The following is a 21398-nucleotide window of genomic DNA, read 5'->3' on the forward strand; positions in this document are numbered from 1 at the left end:
TGAATTATAATAAATATTATTTTATAATAAAAGTTATGTTGATGGATTTATGATAGAGACATGTTATAAATCTATCTGTTTCTACATATTGGGATTGGTCTGTTAGTAAGGATTGCTAGTAAACTACTCCGCCATGTATGTTTATGCCGCTTGCCAGGACGGGAGCCGGTATATGTGTACATGGCTTTTTTTGATTTCTTGACAACGATGGAGGGACAAAAATGATGGACGAAAAGCCGCTCAAGATCTTAATAGACGGCACAGAATACGTGGCTCGGGAAGGGGCGACGGTTTTAGACATCTTAAATGAAAACGGGATCGAACATCCGCAAGTTTGCCATGTTCCCGAGGTTGATCCCATTCAAACGTGCGACACCTGCCTCATCGAAGCAGACGGAAAATTAAAGCGCGCCTGTTCGCTGAAAGCGGAAAACGGCATGTCGATCAGCCTTTCGAATGAGCGGGTGAAAAAATCGCAGAAGGAAGCGATGGACCGAATCCTCGAAAACCACTTCCTTTATTGTACGGTTTGCGATAATAACAACGGCAACTGCAAGCTGCATAATACGGCGGAAATGATGGGCATTGAAGAGCAAACATACCCTTATACGCCGAAGGAAGACCCGGCGACTGCCGTCGATATGTCGCATCCTTTTTACCGCTATGACCCGAACCAGTGCATTGCGTGCGGACAATGTGTGGAAGTGTGTCAAAATCTCCAGGTCAATGAAACGCTGTCGATCGATTGGGAGCGGGAACGCCCGCGGGTCATCTGGGATGACGGTGTTTCGATCAACGACTCTTCATGCGTCAGCTGCGGACAGTGCGTGACCGTCTGCCCGTGCAATGCGCTGATGGAAAAGTCAATGCTCGGGGAGGCCGGATTTTTGACAGGCATCAAACAGGACGTCATGGAGCCGATGATCGACCTCGTGAAAAACGTAGAGCCCGGTTACAGCAGCATTTTCGCCGTTTCCGAAGTAGAAGCGGCGATGCGGGAAACTCGGACCAAAAAGACAAAAACCGTCTGCACTTTTTGCGGTGTCGGCTGCTCCTTTGAAGTTTGGACGAAAGGCCGGGAAATCTTGAAGGTCCAGCCGGTATCAGACGCGCCCGTCAACGCCATTTCCACCTGTGTCAAAGGAAAATTCGGCTGGGATTTCGTCAATTCCGAAGAGCGGCTTACAAAGCCTTTAATCCGGAAAAACAATACGTTCGTCGAATCCACCTGGGAGGAAGCGCTTGATCTTGTCGCCAGCCGCTTAGGGTCGATCCGCCAGCAATATGGGAAGGGGTCTGTCGGCTTTATTTCTTCTTCCAAAATTACGAATGAAGAAAACTACCTGATGCAAAAGCTGGCACGGCAAGTCTTTGAAACGAATAACGTCGATAACTGCTCCCGCTACTGTCAATCACCGGCAACGGACGGGCTCTTCCGCACGGTCGGAATGGGAGGTGACGCAGGTACGATCAAAGATATCGCAAAAGCCGGCCTCGTCATTATCGTCGGGGCAAATCCGGCCGAAGGCCACCCGGTCCTTGCAACCCGCATTAAGCGTGCCCATAAGCTTCACGGGCAAAAGCTGATCGTCGCCGACCTTCGCAAAAACGAAATGGCCGAGCGTTCAGACCTGTTCATCAGACCGCGCCAAGGGACGGATCAAGTATGGCTGATGGCCGTGACAAAACACATGATCGATCAAGGCTGGCATGACCAGGCGTTCATTGAAGAAAACGTGAATTTCTTTGAGGATTATAAAGAATCTCTTGAAACATATACCCTTGAATATGCAGAAAACGTCACAGGCATCAAGCAACAGACGCTGATCGAAATCGCGGAAATGATCCGGGACGCTGACGGCACCTGTATCTTGTGGGGGATGGGCGTGACTCAAAATACCGGAGGCTCTGATACGTCTGCAGCGATTTCAAATCTCTTGCTTGCGACCGGAAACTACCGCCGGCCCGGTGCCGGAGCCTATCCGCTTCGCGGCCACAACAATGTCCAAGGCGCCTGTGACATGGGGACGCTGCCAGGCTGGCTTCCTGGATACCAGCATATTTCCGATGACAAAGCGCGGAAAAAATTCGCAGAGGCTTACGGCGTGACAATCGACAGTGCACCCGGCCTTGATAATATCGAAATGCTTCATTCGATCGAAAAAGGTGATATGAAAGCGATGTATATCGTCGGCGAAGATATGGCCCTTGTCGATTCCAACGCCAACCGCGTCCATGACATTTTATCCGGGCTTGAATTTCTCGTCGTTCAAGACATATTCCTTTCGAAAACGGCTCAGTACGCCGATGTTGTCCTGCCTGCGGCGCCTTCTCTCGAAAAAGACGGAACCTTTACCAATACGGAGCGCCGTGTTCAAAGGCTGTATCAAGCACTCCCTGCCCTCGGGGATTCAAAGCCCGACTGGCAGATCATCCAAGCCATCGCAAATCGGCTCGGAGCTGACTGGAATTACAATCACCCGGGAGACATTTTCTCAGAAATGGCGAGCCTGTCTCCACTGTTTGGCAAAGCGAGCTACGAAACGCTTAAAGGCTGGAACAGTTTTCTCTGGGGCAGCTTGAGCGGAGAAAGCACACCGCTGCTTTATGAAGACGGATTTCACTTTCCTGACAGAAAAGCGCGCTTTGCGCCGGCCGATTGGACGGAGCCGGCCGAATTCCCTGAGGAATACGACCTCCATATTAACAACGGGCGGATGCTTGAGCACTTCCACGAAGGAAATCTGACCAATAAATCGGCAGGGATTCAAGCGAAAGTACCGGACGTCTTTGTTGAGATTTCACCCGACCTGGCAAAGGAACGGGGAATCTGTGACGGATCTCTCGTAAGGCTCGTCTCTCCATACGGCGCCGTGAAATTGACCGCGCTTATTACGGATCGCGTGCGGGCGAATGAGCTGTACCTGCCGATGAACTCAACAAATAAAGAATCGGCGATTAACTTTTTAACCGGTCCGGCAGTCGATGCACGCACGAACACGCCAGCCTATAAACAAACGAAAGTGCGAATGGAAGTCCTCGAAGGCTGCACAGCGCCGCCACTGCCGAAAACGAATCCGCGCAACAAAAAACGCAACCCGCAAAACGGGGTCGAAGTGGAGCGTAAATGGAAACGTCCGGGATATATCCATCTGACAGACTAATGCAAGGAGGAAATCATAAATGGCCACCCCCATTACTGCGATTCAAAAGGAGCGCAAATCAGATGAGCAAATCAAGCTTGAAAAACTAGAAGAGCTAAAATCGCTATTGGCAGAAAATGAAGACGCCCTCTCTAAAACGATGACCCTCATCGGCGAGCTGAACGGACTCGGCGTCTTTGATGCCGCAGACAGCATGCTGCAGGCGAAAGAAGACATCGCTAAAATCGCGCTCGGCCAGCTGTCCCGAGAACCGGTCGTCAATTTGATCAACACGGCAATGGCGGCCGGCGGAGCCCTGTCAAAAGCCGATCCCGAATTGACGGGAAAGCTTGCGGAAAGCCTGGTAGCAGGTATAGAACAAGGACAGCGCTTTTTAAAGGAAGATCAAAAAGTCAGCGTCTTCGCCCTGCTAAAAGCCATGAACGACCCTGACATCAACCGCGCCGTCGGCTTCGGCCTTCAGTTTTTAAAAGGCATGGGGAAAGCGCTGAAAGAGTAAAATGAAAAAACCGGCTCGCTTGGTCCGAGCCGGTTTTCTGATGATGAGGGCCATCGTTCATTTGCTGTGTGTTCCATCCTGTTTGCTCAACGATTCTTTTAAAATCTGAAATACGGTCGTCACAATGACTACAATCATTAAACCGGTCGTGAGCGGGGTCGCATGTGTTTCCTGAATTCCAATCATAATGACGCTCAACACAATCAATGAAAGAATGAAAATACGTTTGTTTTTCATTTGCCGCACCGGACTTCATTTATGATCGCTTTTTGCTTGACCGTCCGGCACCCTCACCCCCTACCTTTATTATCACGCACCTGTTAACTTTTGTAAATACACAAAAGGCGGAAGCGGTTGCAAAAAGCATTGGAAGGCATGCCGGTTTAAGATTCGTCTAGCACTGAAGCCTCATTAAACTGATCAGCTTCAGCGCTCGGTTAGTTCTACTGCATGTCCATCTCCTCCTGATTTGATTATAAGGTTAAATCCCGCAAAAATCCGGTAATTTTATCGTACAGACACAGACGACCCCCAACCCACATACATTTACATATAGGCTTCTGCCTACATACATTTTGTGGAGGTGCCGTTAATGACAGGTGTTTTTGCAGCGCTCGGCTATGTCATCAAGGAACTCGTTTTTTTAGTATCGTATGTGAAAAACAATGCCTTTCCACAACCGCTATCAAGCAGTGACGAAAAAAAGTATTTAGAATTGATGGCCCAAGGGGATGAGCATGCGAGAAACATGCTGATTGAACACAATCTCCGGCTGGTCGCCCACATCGTCAAAAAATTTGAAAACACCGGCGAAGACGCCGAAGACCTGATCTCCATCGGAACGATCGGCCTGATCAAAGCGATCGAAAGCTATTCTGCAGGAAAAGGAACAAAGCTTGCCACTTATGCCGCGCGCTGTATTGAAAACGAGATTCTCATGCATTTGCGCGCCTTGAAAAAAACAAAAAAAGACGTCTCACTCCATGATCCGATCGGTCAAGACAAAGAAGGCAACGAAATCAGCCTCATTGATGTCCTCAAATCGGAAAACGAAGACGTCATCGACACCATCCAGCTCAACATGGAGCTTGAAAAAGTCAAAAAATACATCGACATCCTGGACGGCAGAGAAAAAGAAGTCATCGTCGGCCGCTTCGGCCTTGATTTGAAGAAAGAAAAAACGCAGCGCGAAATCGCGAAAGAGCTCGGGATTTCGCGGAGCTATGTGTCGCGGATTGAGAAACGGGCGCTGATGAAGATGTTTCATGAGTTTTATCGGGCGGAGAAGGAAAAGCGGAAGAAGGCGAAGGGGAAGTGAGATCAATGAAGAGGCTAGGAATAATATAAAACCCAGCCTCTTTTTATGCCAGCTAATTTGGCTGGATAACGGGTGCGTCTTCTGCTCGATGCAGTTTCTCCGTATGGAATAAATCAGCCAATTTTGATTGCTCTTGGAGCGTGTCAACTTCACCAGTGATCATTTGTTTATTTAGCTTTTTTATGTGTGGGATGAAGATTATGGCAAGGATAATTGTAGAAACTAAGAACCCGGCATGATAACCTTTTAAGCTATTCGCAATCGTTGGTTGCAATCCTTCCATGACAGTTGCGCCAACGGTTGCGATCACAGCTGAACCGAAGCTTGAACCAAGGTTTTCAATAATTAATTCCGACACTTGCTTCTGGAAGTTGTTTTCTGTCAAGCCCTGTATAAGCGTCGCTCGTCAAAGGAAGATTAATACCCCCGATACTTGTGCCGCGGATGAACAATACGGCGGATGGAAATCCAAATCATACTTGTTTTATCGGTGATAAGGATAAGCGGAATAGATCCGATAAGCGAAAGAACAATCATTTTTCCGATCATTGGTCTGGTAACGAGCATCCCGCCCCCCAAAGCAACCAAACAGATTTTTTCATTTCATCTGCCTACCTTTAGGGGAGCATATAATAACACGTAGATCATTTTATAACAAAAAACCATTTATATCCGTCCAGCCGATAGCAATAGCTTTGAAATAATCTTCACCGAATTGTATTTGTTTTGTTGTGCTCTGCCTTCCACCTAATTTTTCATAAAAATTTATCGATGGATTACCGGCTAAAACCCATACCATTAATGATTTTATGTTTTTCTTTACAAGCTCCTCTACAATCGCCTTCATTAGTTGAGATCCGATTCCTTTTTTCTGATACTGTAACAACAGATAAATCGCGGAAACTTCACCCTTATATTTGCTAAGATGATCGCGGTTTGGACCCCCGGAAGCAAAGCCTATAATTTTACCGTCGGTTTCTTCTGCAACATAGACAATATCTTGATTTTGAGGGTCACTTAATGAGGTTCTCCAAAGCTTTGCCTGATTTTCGACAGAAAGCTTAGATAACGTGTCATCAGGCAATACTCCTTGATATGTGGTTTTCCAACTTTCCACATGAACTTTGGCAATTGAATTAGCGTCTGACACTTTGGCTTTTCTTATTAAAATCATTTTTCCTCCTATAATTAATATTTTTCTTAAAGAGGATATCGCAAATATCTGCGGCTTCTCTTAAATGGTTAAAATCTGAATATATCAATTGTTCAGAAGGAATCTTCACAGATAAATTAACTAATGTAGATATTGCTTCACCCATATTTAACCCTAAGTTTATATGTTGTGTTAATAAAGCTTTTAATATTAAATAGTTATCTAATTTTTTTATTAAAGGGGAAGAAATATGACCCATTTTTTTATCTAATATTATAATTTGTTTAATTACTGTTGGTGTATCGGCAATCCGTTCGCAAACTTCTGTAGCTGGTACGTTTATTTTTATAAGCCCACACTCTGAATTATTTTCCCAAATTCCAAGTGGCCGTGGGTAAGGTTCAACTATATTACTTCGATTATGTATTATCGATAATTCATCAGTAACTAAATAATAACCATAATTGTTAACTAACTCTAAGGATAAAGTACTTTTTCCATATCCCCTTTCTCCGACAATTAACATACTATTACCATTATTGTCAGATATACAAGAGGCATGAATTCCAATAAATCGATTTGATAAAGGTGGTACTGAAAAAGGCGGCAAAGGGGGGTCAAGCTTGTCCCAAACAGTATAATCAGAAGAACCTCCAGGCAATTTTATACGAATACCTTCTAAATATACCAGTTTGATTTTCAGGTCTTGATCGAAACAAATATCGCCCTTGTTCTTTCCAGTCACACTCTACTATAATATCAGGACCTGTATATGGATCTTCACAAATAAAAATTGGGAAATGTTCCTTGATTTGTTTCAAGCATTCTTCATGTAAACATTCTACTTTTATAAGAGAACCAAACATTTCAAAAAAAGCTAAATGTTTTTTTACCATAGAATCATCCTTTATTTTTTAAAATATAAAGTTAGTTTATTTAATGAATCAAATTCACCTAATTTTTCAAGCAATAGCTTCAATTCCGAACCGGAAATAATAACCATGTATTTTTCTTTAGGATCGAATAAAAAAATTTTTTCTTTAGAATTTAATAAGGCACATTTCCATCCTTTTTTAAAAACTTTTTCAAACAATAATTCGAACAACATATTATCTTTCTCCTTTCGGAACTCCAATACTGAATAAATATGTTGCACATCTATCATATTGTGTAATTCCTAATTTTTTAAAAAGAGCCTTGTCTTTCACTGCAGGGGTTAAAAATACACCTAGTTCTTCTCTCGTAGCAGTTAAACATATGCGCTGACCTAATTTTCCTAAAGATATAAATTGTTCTTCGTATTTTTTTGATGAAGAACCATCCATTTCATTTATCATTAAAATATTAAACGCTCCTGCACTTGCAGGATACTGCCCAATTGCTAAATCCTGAAATTCTTTTCTGTTTAAACTGATCCCGGTTTTTTTTATTTGCCAGCAGTCATCTTTATTGATAATCTTATAACAACCATTTTTTATTTTTGTTATATTAAAAGCGACTATATATATATTTAAAGATAAACCTTCTGCTATAGGGAAAATTGAATCGATAATGTTTTTAAAAGATTCAAAGGTTACAATATCATTCTCGAATTCTCTAACTGTTCTTCTTTTCATTAATGAATTTTCTAAATTCTCAAATTCCCTTCTTGGACTTTCTTCATAAAGACTTGAATTTTTTTTGTAGCTCAGTTCTGTAATAGTATGGGCATGTTGAAGTAAAGAAGGATACCAACCATATATCGACCACTTGGCTATATGATGATACCAACCTTTAGCTATGGATTCAGGAATGAGTCCATAATTGTTTATGAGATTATAGAGTCTCTTTTCTGGATCTTCATTATAATAGTTAACAGAGTTTAATATGTTCTTTATATCAGTTAATCGATCCCCTCTTTGAGAGGGTAAACAATGAGTTAGTACTTCAAGGTCTGAAATATTTAAATGTAGTTGTCTTTGTTCTGGATAAATGATATTTAAGAAAATTACACCGTTTTTAATTTTAATCCAGGAAAATGAATTTGTTAATAAATTCAAAGCACTATATGAACTTTCTCTATTAACTAATTTTTTTAGAAAAGCCGGGGTGTAAATTTCGTTTTGGTTATTAAGATTCATTTTTTCTATACCAACATGTAAAATGTTAAATGCAGGCTCTTCCATCCAATTAATTCCCAATTCTTCTGCTACTTCAGTTGCTTCAGTTATTCCCCCTTTAATTAAATTATAACTGGCCTTTGATATTAAAAGTTTAAATGTTTCTATAACATGTCCAATATCGATTAGCATTGGACGAAAGGCTCGAATGTCTCTATATCTCCACATAGCTCTTTCTGGACAAACAGTGAATAATATTGAAAAATCTGTCCCTTCTGGTAAGATATGATCTAATTTAATATTACTGCTATCTAGTTTTACAAGTGAATGGGTTTCTGTATCATAGGCATAATTCCCCTCTTTAATATTCCCGATTGCTTTTCTGATAAGTAAAATCCCTTCAGTAGGATGTCTCCCACCTCCTGAAGAACTTGTTCTTTTTAACAAAGGTCCTGTAGGACCTTTAATTTCTCCTATTTTTCCAAGAGTTAAATATAATAAATTAGCAATGAAATTTTCATTTATTGGTCCGTTTTTAACAATGCTCACTGTATCATTCAATGTCGGTTTTTTTAGAAATATTGGTTCTCCTTCTACCTTACGATATATTGAAGGAGGTGTAGTATGTCTTTTATATTGGTCCATAATTTTTAAGTCCTTTTCTAGCCAAAGGGGATCGCTATAATCTCGAAAAGGATAATTAAAGTTTGATAACTGATATAAATATGTATAATTTGTTTGGATTTTCAAAGGAATTGATTTTCGAATTATATTTAAATCAATTAATTTATAGATTAAATCTTTTGTTACTTGGCTATCATTTTTAAAGTAACTTAAAAGGTCATCTATATTAATAGGAACAGAAGCTTCGGTTAATATACTGATTATTTTGAAATTTGAAATTAAAAAACTCTTTTTGTTCTCAGCATCGAAAATAATCCATTTAGCAGACGAATAAAGATTTGGATTATGGAGACGACTTTGAATGATTAATAAGTTAGGGTTTGTTACAATGTTTGTTTGAATGGTTTTTATTAAGGCTTTCAAATAAATCACTCCTTTTGTTATTCCTTAGAGTTTAAGATGAGCCACCATTAAGTTTTTTATTGGATTACATCGTAGGTCTAGGGGTATTGTTTTGAAGAAGACCTCGCCTTACACCTGGCAATTCTTCAATCAAATTATTTCTAGGAACTATAAAAGTTAGAGCTTCCTGAGGTATATCTCCCCAAGATTCTGGAAGATTGCATTTATATTTTGTTAGCTCCCCTGAATTGATATAATAAGCAACATTGTTTTCGGGATCTTGAATTAAAATACTAATTTCCTTTGATTCATCAACAGGAGTTATCTCTGTCAATTCTTGCAATAACCCTTCATTCGAAAGGACAAATGTAACCGTTCCTGCTTCAAGATTTGTCCATCCTTCAGTTAAATATTTGTTTAAAGCAGTGCTTGATAGATAATAAGCACAATTACGAGCAGGATCTTGAATTAATATGGTATTTATTTTAGTTTGTTGACAGTCTTTTTCTTTTAACATGAACTAATTACCTCCTTAAAACCCCTTTACCTAATGGTGGATACAATAACAAAATTATCCAAATAAAATAAACAGTCAATACAATTCTGAATTTTCGATCTTTTATACTAAGTTAAATAAAATTACTTAATATACATAAAACAGCGCGAAATCGCGAAGGAGCTTGGGATTTCGCGGAGCTATGTGTCGCGGATTGAGAAGCGGGCGCTGATGAAGATGTTTCATGAGTTTTACCGGGCGGAGAAGGAGAAGCGGAAGAAGGCGAAGAGGAAATGATGTCGTAGAGGCCGGTCTAAAATTCCGGCTTTTTTCTATTTCATTTCACTAGCACCAATTAAGTAAAAGGTTGTTTCTCCCCCCCCCACCTTTGACAAATGCACTTATTTTAAATATAAATAAACATTAGTCATCTCATTGAATACTCGATCTTTTAATGTGATATGATTGGTGACCGACAATTACCTATTTTTAAACCAATCTTTTTATAATGGGCCTTTATATTAACAATGGGTTGACCGTTTGTAACTTCATTGATGAGATCGTTTAATTTATTTCGGTTAACAGGTTTATTTTCTAACAAGTTATTGAAAGCTTCTTTGATTTCTTTAGGATAAACATTTCCAACCATACTGGATAACCCGTTGCATCCATGATTGATCATCTCTGCGAAATCTACATCTCCTGCTGCAAACATAATAAAATCGTTAGGGAAATTTGTTTGTCGGTGACGACGAACGTCGCCTCCTTCTTTAAGTCCAATCATATTAGGATGCCAGCTGATTAAGTCTTTAAGTGCTTTCTCGCTCAAATCAAAGCAGGTTCGGGAAGGATTATTATATAGTACAACCTTTTTAGATGTGTGCTTAAGAAGTTCCTCCACATAATAAACAGCTTGCTGTTGTGTTGGTTTTATATAAGGTGGAAAGCCAAGTAATATAACATCAATATTCGTTTTCTCGATTTTTTCAATAAGCTTTCTAGCATCACTCGTTCTTGTCGATGACACGCCAAACATGAGTTCAATATCTTGAAATTTTTGTTGATCGAAGTACTCGATGATTTGTATGCGTTCATCAATGCTGAGTGAATGTTGCTCACCAGTAGTGCCGCAGATAAGTAATGAATCGATGCCGTTGTTTTTCAAATGTTCAACAATAGGGTCGAATCCTTCTAAAAATAGACTTTCATCCTCATGTAAAGGAGTAGGGATCGCAACATTCAAATTTTTCATTGTAAAATTCCTCCAATTTAATATTCTATTGATTAGCTTCCTCGTTCTGTAGTTTGACAGGAATCTCGGTATTGACTCAATTTTTATTTATATTTTCTTGCATGAGACTGGAGATGGTCTGTTCATTTGTATGTGGTATTTGCTTGAGTTGTTTAACGACCATTTCTTGTCGCAAAATTGAATGGTTTTGGCTTAATTTCGCTTTCCCCTCGATTTTGTTGGTTTTGATTTTAAAACCTTTTACTCCTTTGTTCATGCCCGCCAACAATTTAGAATCAACTTCCTCCAATTTATATGGACTGTCAGGGCTTTCATATTTCAATACCAAATCACTCATTGATTTTGCAGTTTCTTCCTCGTCTAGAAGTTCAACTTCCCCGTAAACATGAACAGCTACATAATTCCATGTAGGAACAGCTTGATTCGTCTCATACCACGAGGGCGAAATGTAACAATGAGGTCCTTGAAAAACTGCTAAAACGGGTTGGTTTACAATATCTTTCCATTGGGGATTTGCCAGAGCAAAATGACCGTATAAGCAATTTTTGTCGACACTCATCATCAATGGCAAGTGAGTTGCATATGGCATACCATCATGCATTGAAAACAATGTTGCAAAACCGTTCTCTTTGATCACATCGCAAGCTTCTGTTTCACTCAGTTTAAAATGAGCAGGGATAAACATGAAAAACTCTCCTCTCGTACTAAATTGGAACACATGTATTTGAGTTCTAAAATGGTTCCATTACAGCTTTTAGGATATAATATGATACAGACTGACATTTTCAAAGGTACAATTTCGGATAAATAAGCATGTCAGAGGAGAAAGCGATGAAAAATATCATTTTTGCTTTTAAAGATGATGCTCCAAAATACAAACAAATTTACGAGCAGTTTAAATTATTAATTGAACAAGGAAATATACATGCCAATGAGCAATTACCATCTATTCGTGAACTGGCGAACTCCCTGCAAGTAAGCCGCAATACAACGCTTATGGCCTATGATCAGCTTTTAGCGGAAGGCTACATTCGGGCAGAAAAACGAAAAGGGTATTTTGTAAATGAAGTAGAACCCCATTTATTTCAAGGGAAAGATGACTCTTTACAAAATAAGCAAACAGAAACGATACAACCGGTTTTAATTGATTTCCGTGCGGGTGCCGTAGATCAAGCGCATTTCCCCATGAAAATATGGAGGAAATTGTCCAATCAAGTTTTGACATTACAGAAAAGCTATCAATACGGTGAAGCATTCGGAGAAATGTGCCTCCGTGAACAAGTGGCTACGTATCTATTAGAATCCCGGGGAGTAAAAACAGAGGCAAATTCCATAATCATTGGCAGCAGTACACAGCAGATGCTGATTTATCTTGGTCATATTCTGAAAGATGAGTTTTCTGGAGTTATAATTGAAGATCCCGGATACGACGGTGCGAGAGAAGCATTTCGATTTCATGGGTTTACTCTGGAAACGTTACCGGTTTTTGAGACAGGAGCTGATTTTTCTAACTTAAATCGACTGCAAGAAAGATTAATCTATGTGACACCTTCTCATCACAGTCCTTACGGAGTAAGCATGCCGATTCAGCAACGGCAAACGCTTATTAATTGGGTCAATAAAAAAGAGGGGTATATTCTTGAAGATGATTATGACAGTGAATTCCGTTATACGCAGCAGCCATTTCCTGCCCTTGCCTCCATTCATTCAGAAAGAGTTATTTATTTAGGGAATTTCTCAAAGTCCTTTCTCCCAGGCATTCGTCTCAGCTACATGGTATTGCCGCAGCCGATTTTACACCGGTACAAAAAACGATTTCGTCAATTCGAAAGCACCGCTTCTGTACTCAGCCAGCTCACCATGGTCGAGTTTATGAAGGAGGGAGAATGGCTTCGCCATATTAAACGCATGCGCGTTGTGTACAGAAAAAAAATGCAGCACTTTATTTCCAATATAAAGCACGAGCTCGGAGATCATGTAACGATTATTGGCGAGCAGTCTGGATTATACATCTTAGTGAAAGTTCATCTGAACTGTTCAGAAGAAAGGCTAATACAGCGTGCCTTTAAATACGGAGTAAAAGTATATCCTACTAAGATTTATTTCGTTAACAGAAATCCTGAAACACCCGTCATTAAACTAGGTTTCGGCCATCTTGACTTTGATGAAATAACACAAGGTGTAAAACTTTTGAAAAGTGCTTGGTTATCATTACACAGATAACTTCTTCATCTAATATAATTTGGTCATTCCATAGGTTACGCAATACGATTTTTTACGGGTTGACTTTCCATATAAACTCTTGAAGTACTGTTATGTTAACAAAGTTGCTAAATAAGAGATGAATTTGACCTTGTGATTCCTGAACAAAAAAAGCCAAACTCTTTATCACTTTAACGAAACAAAAACGGATAACCTGTGAGTGGCATTGAAATTTCGCTCATCGATGTCTTAAAATCTGAAAACGAAGACGTCATCGACACCATCCAGCTCAGGCACAGAGCTTGAAAAAGTCAAAAAATACATCGACATCCTGGACGGCAGAGAAAAGGAAGTCATCGTCGGCCGCTTCGGCCTTGATTTGAAGAAAGAAAAAACGCAGCGTGAAATCGCGAAGGAGCTTGGGATTTCACGGAGCTATATGTCGCGGATTGAAAAGCGGGCGCTGATGAAGATGTTTCATGAGTTTTACCGGGCGGAGAAGGAGAAGCGGAAGAAAGCGAAGGGGAAATGATGTCATGGAAGCCGGCCTAAAACACCGGCTTCTATTTCTTTCCACCAGGCCCTCAATAAAGCTGGAGCTTGTTATCCAATTACAGAGGCCTGTTGAAGTTACCTTTTAATTTTCTTCTGGGTTTACTTGTGTTGCTATAATGTTCATAACCTTTTTCATAAATTCCTCTTTTGTTAATGAAGCAGTCCCTCCGCCTTGAGCGAACATTTTATTTCCTCCGCCTTTTCCATCAATGAGGGAAAGGGTTTCTTGCATTAGGTCTCTCATGTTCATTTTATTTGCTTCTCCTCGCCCGCAAACCAATTGGAAGCGATGATCGTTCTCTGATAAGAAAAAAATAAGGGACCGTTTTTCTCGATCAGCGATCATTTTTGCTAACTTTTGAAGTTCTTGAAGCGATCGATCTGAAAACGTTTCTATCACCATTACAGTATCATTTTCAATTGCGCTTTTTGCTAATAATTCATTGGCTTCATACTGAAGGTTTTTTTCATTAGATTCTAGAAGCGCTTTGTCTAGCTTCTTTACATTTTCTAGTAACCGTTTGACAGCTTCGCTTAATTCCCCTTCAGGACGATTAAGTAATCCAGTCAATTCAACGATTGCTTTTTGTTTTTGATCGAATTGGGTTATGACCCGATTACCGCATACAAAATACAGACGAATTTTTTTCCTCTGTCTTTCCCAATTCAATACTTTTATTGCTCCGACTTCTCCTGTAGCGCTCGGGTGTGTTCCGCCGCATCCGTTGTAATCAAATTCATCAATCATGACAAGACGAATATTTTCTTTTACAGATGGGAGTTTACGAATCGGATAATTTACTAAGTCATCATATTCTACCCACTTCGCGACGATGGACCTATTTTCCATTATGATCTCGTTTGCAAGCTTCTCTGCTTTGCCTGCCATTTCCTCTGTTAATTCTGATACATCAAGGTCAATGGTAACCGTATCATTTCCAAGATGGAATCCAACTGTATGAAGATCATACAACTGCGCGAATGCCGCCGACAAAATATGCTGCCCGGTGTGCTGTTGCATGTGATCAAAACGACGTTCCCAATCAATAACCCCAACCACCTGATCATATAAATGCGGCAAAGGCCTTTCTACATAATGACGAATTTCTCCATCTATCTCTTCAACGTTTAAAACTTTGACTCCGTTCAATGTTCCTGTATCATGAGGCTGGCCCCCGCCTGTTGGATAAAAGGCTGTTTCCTCTAGGGTAATATAAATATCACCTTTTTTGTCCTGTTGTTGTTTCAAGATTTTCGTTTTAAACGTTTTAAGATAGGGATCTTTGTAAAAAAGTTTGTGATGATTCGGACTCATGCCATCTCCCCTTATTTTTTAAATTATTGAAGTCTTCCTCTACCTTCAATATTTAATTCGTCTACAACCTCTCCATTATCGACTAGATAGGCTTTATCGTGCAAGTTACATACTGGACAGATATGATTTGGAATAATTCGCACCTTATCTCCAATGCTTACTTTTTTGTTGAATTCTTCATGATAAATAATAGCATGTTCGTCGAATACGCCATGAATATAAACGTCCTCGTATTCTTTGATACGGCCAAGCCCTTTGGTTGCAGTAAGCCCTTCGCTTCGTGTTTGGGCAGTAATTCCCTTAGCCCCTACATCTGTAATGACTCGTTCTTTTGTTGGTTTACTAATCACGGTTGTGAGCACAGAAGCAGCACAGCGATCATACGTACCAATTACATTTGCTTGTGAGGCGTCCATAAAAATGTAAGTGCCAGGTCTAATTTCTGTAACCCCTTCTGGAATATCAAACTTAAACATGAAGGGAGGAGTAGAGCCAATACTAACCACTTTCGGCTTTAGATTCATTTCTTCCGCAATTCGGGCGAAATGTAATGTTCGTTCTACACTTTCTTTATAGATTTCTTTACAATGTGCTATACTTTTCGCTTTATAAGAATGTCCGTCATGTGAGAAGATTCCTTTAAGCTCGACATTTTGACACGTTTTGATTAATTCTAATAAAGTACGAAAATCATCTTCTTCAATAATCCCGGAGCGTTGTTCTCCTACTTCAATTTCCACTAACACTTGGGCTTTCTTTGTGGCTCCTTCAAATACTTCTTCAATTTCACGTACTTGATACGCACTATCGATTCCCAAAGAGATATCAATCGTTTCAGATAGTTTTCTAATACGTTCAAGCTTTGGTTTCCCAACAATTTCATTTGCGATAAAGATATCTTTTAAGCCATTTCTGGCCATCACTTCAGCTTCTCCTACTTTCGCTACAGCGATTCCTACAGCTCCCATTTCTTCTTGCAGTTTAGCTAATTTAGGCATTTTATGTGTTTTTGTATGAGGGCGTAAGCTTACCTTCTGTTCGTTAGCGTAATTTTGCATATCCTTCATATTGCTTAACATCACGTCTTTATCGATTAAAAGAGCTGGTGTATCTAATTGTAAATCATTCATTGTGCCCCCTCCTTTATCGCTGCAATGGCTTCAACTTCCACCAGACATCCGGCATATAAATGATTTGATGGAACAACTACTCTTGCCGGTTTATGATTGCCGAAGAAATGAGCATAAACCTCATTGATATCCGGCCAATACTTGACATCTGGGGTATAAAGTCTGCATAATATCACATCTTCCTTGGCTAATCCCCGTTCCTTGAGGACAAGCTCCATATTTGCCAATGCCTGTTTTGCTTCTTCTTTTATGCCCCCAGCTGGAATTTTCCCCGTTTCCGGATTCATCGACAGCTGCCCTGAAATATAGAGAACATCATTGTGTTCCATAGCTGGCACGTAATGGCCTCCATCACGTGTTGAATATTTCGTGTGTACAGACTTCAATATAATCTCCCCCATTCCTAGTATTTAAAGCTAGCCTCATCAATCTTCTGGTCAGCAGCCAGCAAAACAGCCAGTTTGATCCTTGCTTTCTTACTGTCATAGCTGCCGCCTAGTATGATTCCGACATCTGCATATGTTGAAGCACTTCCTTGGAATCCATATACTCCCTTGACTTCACCTTCGTCAGCACTTGTTGTCAGAACGACAGTAATTCCTTTCTCTGCGGCTTTCTTTGCACTTTCTAAAATTGCCGGAGCCGTATGGCCTCTTCCCGGCGCCTCAATAATGATTCCTGCACTCCCGCACTCGGCTGCATAATCTATAAACTTTCCGTCTGATCCAAGTGAACACTTAATGAGTTCTACATTTGGCAATGGTTGAATCAGCTGATACGTCTCACGCTTGATTAATCTTTGATGAATTGCGATCTCATCTTGATCGGCCGTTCCCAAATAACCGAATCCCGGTGAGAAAAAACCATCAACATTTGACGCATGCTGTTTTTTCACATATCGAGCAGCAAAGACCCTCTCATTAAACAACACTGTTACCCCTAAGCCTCTCGCATCAGGATGTGCCGCTAATAAGAAAGCTTGTCTTAGGTTCACAAATGCATCTGTACCGTCAAGTGTCGGTCCTCTTTGTGACCCTGTTAACACAACCGGCCTTTCATCAGAAATAACCAGATCAAGGAAATACGAAGTCTCTTCAAGGGTATCTGTCCCATGCGATATCACAATTCCGGCAACATCTTCATTCCGGAAAAAACTCTCTATATTTTCTTTTAAAATTTTAAGGTGATGAAATGTCATATGGCTGCTGGGTAATTGAAAGACTGACTTAATTTCAATATCTATATGAGAAGGCAGTCGGCACATTTCAGAAAGCTCTTCACCTGTCATAGCACCTGCTTCTAATAGACCTGTTTCAGGATCAGGCTTACTTGCAATTGTACCGCCGGTACTCAGCAAAATGATTTTCTTGTTTTCCATGTTAACTCCCCATTTTCATATTAAAGGTTTCTCTCTTAGTTCCTAATTAGATTTAATCCCAGCCCCGCATAATGGAATCACGATTTTTTCATCAGAAGAATGACTGTATTTTAAATATCCTGCATAGTTAGCCGCTGTTGTTGGCTCAACATAAAAGCCTTTACTTGCTAATGCTGTACGAGCTTTTAGAATCTCTTCCTCATTGGTTGTAATGATTTGACCGTTTGTGGCACGGATGGCTTCTAATATTTGAGCAGATCTTGCCGGTTTGGCAATCGCGATGCCCTCTGCAAGTGTTCCGCTGTTTTCGACGGGTTCAGCAGCTTGTTGATTGTTGATAAATGCCTTTGCCAACGGCGCACAATTCTCTGCCTGTATCGCAACCAGCCTTGGCATTTTGTCTATACATTTGTTCTCTAGTAACTCTTTAAATCCATAGTAAACCCCAAGTAATAACGTACCATTGCCAACTGGAATAATAAGCGTATCCGGCGCTCCATTCATTTGTTCCCAAATCTCAAAGGCATACGTTTTTGTTCCTTCATAGAAATATGGATTAAAAACGTGACTGGCATAGAATTTTTTCTCTATATCCACAGCCTTTTGCGCTGCTTCAGCCACATCTTCTCTTGTGCCTTCAATTTCGCGAACGTTGGCTCCATGCGCTTTCACCTGCGCGATTTTCTTAGGCGATGTACCCTTTCGAAGAAAGATGTCACATGCGATGTCAGCCCGCTTGGCATAAGCTGCAATAGATGTCCCTGCATTTCCGCTGCTGTCGGCGATCACATGCTTCACTCCCAGCTGCTTTGCCTTAGCTATTAATACAGCCGCACCGCGATCTTTAAAAGACAAAGTAGGCATCATATAGTCCACTTTCACAAAAGTATTCGGCTCCCCGCTGTCTAACACGATGAAAGGCGTGTATCCCTCCCCCATCGTGATACCGCGCCATATGTCGGAGTCGCGATCAAATGGCATAGCATCAATATATCTCCACATAGAAGGCATATCCTTGAGCACTTTTGAATCGGACCATTCTACTTTTTCTTTTACAAGGTCTAACACTCCGCCACACTGGCATTTCCACACCTGTTCAGACACATTGTATTTCGTACGGCAGGAATGACATTGATACTGTTCCATTATTTTTAGACCTCCTATTATATATTTTTTTATATGTTATATATTTTTTTATATTCTTTAGACAAAAAAATATATTACAGACTGGCGATTGCTTCAATTTCAACCTGAAAACCGTAATGCAGCTCGTTCGTCGGAACAACTGACCGTGCTGGGCGATAATCGTGAAAAAAACCCTGACAGACATTGTCAACACGGTCTAATAAATTGATATCGTGTAGATATAGGGTCATCTTTACAATTTTGCCTTTATGACTGCCGGCTTTTTTTAAGATATACGCTATATTTGACAATGCCTGTAAAGTCTCTTCTTCAATGGTGCCAAATTTCTTTTCCTGCGTGATGGGATCAATGGCAAATTGCCCTGATACATAGACCGTGTTTTGATGAACCACAGCTAACGCATAATGACCGTTCGATTTTAAATTGCCTGCCTCAAAAATACTCTCCACTTCGCTCACTCCGATTGTCTTTTTTTCACTTCATCCAAATAGCTGTAGACTGTGACCTTTGAAATGCCTAATTGTTCTGCTACTTTATCAATGGCACCTTTCATGAGGAATATCCCCTTTTCATCCATAAATCTGATCAGCTCGATTTTTTCCCGGCGTTTCATCATAGAGTGTTTGCGGTTCGCTACAATTTGTTCAATTAACTGGTTCGTGATCTCTTCTACATTCTGAATCGAAGCTTCCTGTTCCGCCGTATTCGAAGTTTGTATTTGATTTTTCTTTTCAACACCAGGCATAAATGCATCTAACATTTCTTTCATTTGAATCATTACATTCATGTCATAGTTGATGCAAAAAGCCCCAATCACCTGCTGTTGGCCATCTCTAATGAGGGTAGTCGATGATTTTATTGTTCTCCCATCATCTGTTTGAATTTCATATCCAGCTAAGTAATCCTCTTTAAATTCATTGGATAAAAGAACCTTTTTCACTAAGTGGTCAAAGGATTGGCCAACCTCTCTTCCTGTTACATGATTGTTGATTGTGAAAATGACGGAAGACTGTGGTGTTGTCAAATCGTGAATGACGACCTCACAATTTGGACCAAACATTTCCCCTATCGTTTTTGCAAATGGTATGTAACTTTTTAAAATCTGTTTTGCTTCAGTCAAAACCTGAACACCTAACTTTCATTTACCTGCATTTATCTCAAGTGATTTCATTCATGGATTCATTATATAATTTTTTATACAAAAATGAAACAAAAATATATTTTTTTATACAAGGGATTGATCATTCATTACACTTATTTGCACCTTTTTTGGGCCACAAAATGGGCTATATTTTAAGCTATAAATAAACCACTGAACAATTGTTGTCGTGCATCGATATCCTCTGGCGAGAGAGAATACATCGTCGGCCGCTTCGGCCTTGATTTGAAGAAAGAGAAAACGCAGCAGCGGGAAATTGCAAAGGCTCTCGGAATTTCGCAGAGTAGTGTCCGGACCTGAGAAGCGTGCACTGCTGAAGATGTTTCACGAGTTTTATCGGGCGAAGAAGGAGAAGCGGAAGTGACAAATAAGAAAATATGAAGCTACTTATATTAAGTACGTATGGAATCTTTCGTTCTTCATGGAAATACGTTGATGCATTAAGACTGCTTCACGACTTAATAAGAAAATAATGAATGAATAAGACTTAAAGCTCTTGGATGGTTTTTTATGCAATGAACATAAAAGAGGCTATACTACAGCCCCTTTCTTTTGCACGTTTAACATACTTGATTCAACATTTAAAAAACTAATTTAAACACAAAGAAAATAACTAACGTTGTAAAAATTTGACTTCCTATAAACACTACATATCCTTTGCGAACTTGGCTATGTTGAAGAAATTCACTTCGCTTACGAAAGATTACTTGTTTTTTCTCCTCAAAATGTTTAATCAATAGATACTCGGTAGCAAAACAAGTGAAATTGGCAAGAAATAAGAAAATGAACGTTAAATAAAATCCATTCTCATCGCCTATGAATGCCCGGGAAAATAATATGATTGTTATTCCAAGAAAAATATACGAAAAGTAAAATTTTCTAAAATAATTCATTATCTCTCAACCCTTTTTAAAAATTACACATTTTTAACACAGGGTGCTTCCTAAATAATATGCAGTGGATATGATAAATGGAATCGAGGCTGAAAGCCCGCCTGAAATCCCAAGAGCAAGAGCGGCGGCGGTATAAGAACCAGAATGAATCAAACCAATAGCCCCTAGTACATTACTACATGTGATAACACTGTTGATCCTTATTTCGCTAGCCCCATCTTTTGTAATTTCGGCTAAGTCACTAGAAACATCATTTGTAAAATCAGATACAGCGCCATCTTTCCCAATTCATTCATTAAAGTTATGAATATAACCTTCCAATTCAGAGGCAGTCATCGAATATTCTAATTCAGCAAGCCCCTTATCTAAAGCTTTTTTATCAACAACTTTCATTAACTTTTTACCATTGTCATCAACATATGTATGTAGGTGTTTCATTATTAATTCAGCCGCTTCGAAGTCTTTATCGCTCCATAAATCACTGACGGTTTTTGATGATGTAGCTTTAGCAATAAACGGATCCGAAAAAGTCGTTATTGCAAGTATAAGAATCAGAAAAAAGCATTTTTTAACATTCAACCATTCAATCCTAATTTTGCATTTTAATTGGTAT

21 protein-coding genes and 4 pseudogenes are annotated in these 21398 nt (G+C 39.9%); 7 read left to right on the forward strand and 18 right to left on the reverse strand.

Annotated elements, in window-relative coordinates; genetic code table 11:
* Window positions 1-224: 224 nt before the first annotated feature.
* The gene (fdhF, locus tag M654_RS16370) at window positions 225-3164 is read left to right on the forward strand and encodes a formate dehydrogenase subunit alpha (RefSeq protein ID WP_026587951.1); all 2940 of its coding nucleotides are present in this window, start codon (window positions 225-227) and stop codon (window positions 3162-3164) included.
* Between the two features lie 19 nt (window positions 3165-3183).
* Window positions 3184-3663 carry a helical membrane plugin domain-containing protein gene (locus tag M654_RS16375; RefSeq protein ID WP_026587952.1) on the forward strand — a complete coding sequence of 160 codons (480 nt, stop codon included), beginning with the start codon at window positions 3184-3186 and terminating at the stop codon, window positions 3661-3663.
* Window positions 3664-3720: 57 nt separating this feature from the next.
* Here M654_RS16375 and M654_RS16380 read toward each other — a convergent pair whose 3' ends face one another.
* A complete protein-coding gene (locus tag M654_RS16380; protein WP_051290390.1) occupies window positions 3721-3900 on the reverse strand; it encodes a hypothetical protein in 180 nt (59 codons plus the stop codon).
* Window positions 3901-4255: 355 nt separating this feature from the next.
* Here M654_RS16380 and sigK point away from each other — a divergent pair, with 355 nt between their 5' ends.
* Window positions 4256-4981, forward strand: coding sequence for an RNA polymerase sporulation sigma factor SigK (gene sigK, locus M654_RS16385; RefSeq protein ID WP_003183729.1), 726 nt, complete (start codon window positions 4256-4258; stop codon window positions 4979-4981).
* A 163-nt stretch (window positions 4982-5144) separates the two neighbouring features.
* Here sigK and M654_RS16390 read toward each other — a convergent pair.
* The 7 genes and pseudogenes from M654_RS16390 to M654_RS16420 form a co-directional block, all read right to left on the reverse strand.
* Window positions 5145-5560: pseudogene (locus M654_RS16390) on the reverse strand (hypothetical protein); the annotation flags it as partial.
* Between the two features lie 70 nt (window positions 5561-5630).
* On the reverse strand, window positions 5631-6155 hold the full coding sequence (locus M654_RS16395) for a GNAT family N-acetyltransferase (protein WP_026587953.1): 525 nt from the start codon (window positions 6153-6155) through the stop codon (window positions 5631-5633).
* Window positions 6118-6795, reverse strand: a complete 678-nt coding sequence (locus M654_RS16400; RefSeq protein WP_152520978.1) for a phosphoenolpyruvate carboxykinase (ATP) — start codon at window positions 6793-6795, stop codon at window positions 6118-6120. Before M654_RS16400 ends, M654_RS16395 begins: the two co-directional genes overlap by 38 nt.
* On the reverse strand, window positions 6776-7030 hold the full coding sequence (locus M654_RS16405) for a hypothetical protein (RefSeq protein WP_152520979.1): 255 nt from the start codon (window positions 7028-7030) through the stop codon (window positions 6776-6778). The genes M654_RS16400 and M654_RS16405 overlap by 20 nt, the downstream gene beginning before the upstream one ends.
* An 11-nt stretch (window positions 7031-7041) precedes the next feature.
* Entirely contained in the window at window positions 7042-7242 is a 201-nt protein-coding gene (locus M654_RS16410) for a hypothetical protein (RefSeq protein WP_026587955.1), read from the reverse strand.
* Between the two features lies 1 nt (window position 7243).
* Window positions 7244-9280 (reverse strand): nitroreductase family protein, encoded by a 2037-nt coding sequence (locus M654_RS16415; RefSeq protein ID WP_026587956.1) that lies wholly within the window; start codon window positions 9278-9280, stop codon window positions 7244-7246.
* A gap of 64 nt (window positions 9281-9344) precedes the next feature.
* The gene (locus M654_RS16420; RefSeq protein WP_026587957.1) at window positions 9345-9776 is read right to left on the reverse strand and encodes a hypothetical protein; all 432 of its coding nucleotides are present in this window, start codon (window positions 9774-9776) and stop codon (window positions 9345-9347) included.
* Between the two features lie 141 nt (window positions 9777-9917).
* On the opposite strand from M654_RS16420, the pseudogene M654_RS16425 reads away from it, so the two are divergent.
* Window positions 9918-10052: pseudogene (locus M654_RS16425) on the forward strand (sigma factor-like helix-turn-helix DNA-binding protein); the annotation flags it as partial.
* A gap of 154 nt (window positions 10053-10206) precedes the next feature.
* On the opposite strand, the gene M654_RS16430 reads toward M654_RS16425, so the two are convergent.
* On the reverse strand, window positions 10207-11007 hold the full coding sequence (locus tag M654_RS16430) for a dihydrodipicolinate synthase family protein (protein ID WP_026587958.1): 801 nt from the start codon (window positions 11005-11007) through the stop codon (window positions 10207-10209).
* A 76-nt stretch (window positions 11008-11083) separates the two neighbouring features.
* Window positions 11084-11692 carry an FMN-binding negative transcriptional regulator gene (locus M654_RS16435; protein ID WP_026587959.1) on the reverse strand — a complete coding sequence of 203 codons (609 nt, stop codon included), beginning with the start codon at window positions 11690-11692 and terminating at the stop codon, window positions 11084-11086.
* Window positions 11693-11838: 146 nt separating this feature from the next.
* Between M654_RS16435 and pdxR the strand changes: the two genes are divergently transcribed.
* Both pdxR and M654_RS16445 read left to right on the forward strand, forming a co-directional pair.
* Window positions 11839-13230: a MocR-like pyridoxine biosynthesis transcription factor PdxR gene (pdxR, locus tag M654_RS16440; RefSeq protein ID WP_026587960.1), complete on the forward strand. Its 1392-nt coding sequence runs from the start codon at window positions 11839-11841 to the stop codon at window positions 13228-13230.
* A gap of 201 nt (window positions 13231-13431) precedes the next feature.
* A pseudogene (locus M654_RS16445) lies at window positions 13432-13741 on the forward strand (sigma factor-like helix-turn-helix DNA-binding protein); the annotation flags it as partial.
* A gap of 105 nt (window positions 13742-13846) precedes the next feature.
* Here M654_RS16445 and M654_RS16450 read toward each other — a convergent pair.
* The 7 genes from M654_RS16450 to M654_RS16480 all read right to left on the reverse strand — a co-directional run bounded on the left by M654_RS16450 (window position 13847) and on the right by M654_RS16480 (window position 19853).
* Entirely contained in the window at window positions 13847-15079 is a 1233-nt protein-coding gene (locus M654_RS16450; protein ID WP_026587961.1) for a serine-tRNA(Ala) deacylase AlaX, read from the reverse strand.
* Between the two features lie 23 nt (window positions 15080-15102).
* A complete protein-coding gene (locus M654_RS16455) occupies window positions 15103-16209 on the reverse strand; it encodes a D-TA family PLP-dependent enzyme (protein WP_026587962.1) in 1107 nt (368 codons plus the stop codon).
* Window positions 16206-16595 (reverse strand): RidA family protein, encoded by a 390-nt coding sequence (locus M654_RS16460; RefSeq protein WP_026587963.1) that lies wholly within the window; start codon window positions 16593-16595, stop codon window positions 16206-16208. Before M654_RS16460 ends, M654_RS16455 begins: the two co-directional genes overlap by 4 nt.
* A gap of 17 nt (window positions 16596-16612) precedes the next feature.
* On the reverse strand, window positions 16613-17587 hold the full coding sequence (locus M654_RS16465; protein ID WP_026587964.1) for an asparaginase: 975 nt from the start codon (window positions 17585-17587) through the stop codon (window positions 16613-16615).
* 42 nt (window positions 17588-17629) lie between these two features.
* Window positions 17630-18733 carry a threonine synthase gene (gene thrC / locus M654_RS16470; protein ID WP_026587965.1) on the reverse strand — a complete coding sequence of 368 codons (1104 nt, stop codon included), beginning with the start codon at window positions 18731-18733 and terminating at the stop codon, window positions 17630-17632.
* 74 nt (window positions 18734-18807) lie between these two features.
* Window positions 18808-19182, reverse strand: a complete 375-nt coding sequence (locus M654_RS16475) for a RidA family protein (RefSeq protein ID WP_026587966.1) — start codon at window positions 19180-19182, stop codon at window positions 18808-18810.
* A 5-nt stretch (window positions 19183-19187) separates the two neighbouring features.
* Window positions 19188-19853 (reverse strand): helix-turn-helix transcriptional regulator, encoded by a 666-nt coding sequence (locus M654_RS16480; protein ID WP_026587967.1) that lies wholly within the window; start codon window positions 19851-19853, stop codon window positions 19188-19190.
* A gap of 228 nt (window positions 19854-20081) precedes the next feature.
* Here M654_RS16480 and M654_RS16485 point away from each other — a divergent pair.
* Window positions 20082-20256: pseudogene (locus tag M654_RS16485) on the forward strand (sigma factor-like helix-turn-helix DNA-binding protein); the annotation flags it as partial.
* Window positions 20257-21073: 817 nt separating this feature from the next.
* Here the strand turns inward: M654_RS16485 and M654_RS16490 are convergent.
* The gene (locus tag M654_RS16490) at window positions 21074-21364 is read right to left on the reverse strand and encodes a hypothetical protein (RefSeq protein WP_026587969.1); all 291 of its coding nucleotides are present in this window, start codon (window positions 21362-21364) and stop codon (window positions 21074-21076) included.
* Window positions 21365-21398 lie beyond the last annotated feature (34 nt).

Origin of the sequence: Bacillus sp. NSP9.1 (assembly GCF_000465465.2) — a bacterium.
GTDB lineage: Bacteria > Bacillota > Bacilli > Bacillales > Bacillaceae > Bacillus > Bacillus sonorensis_A.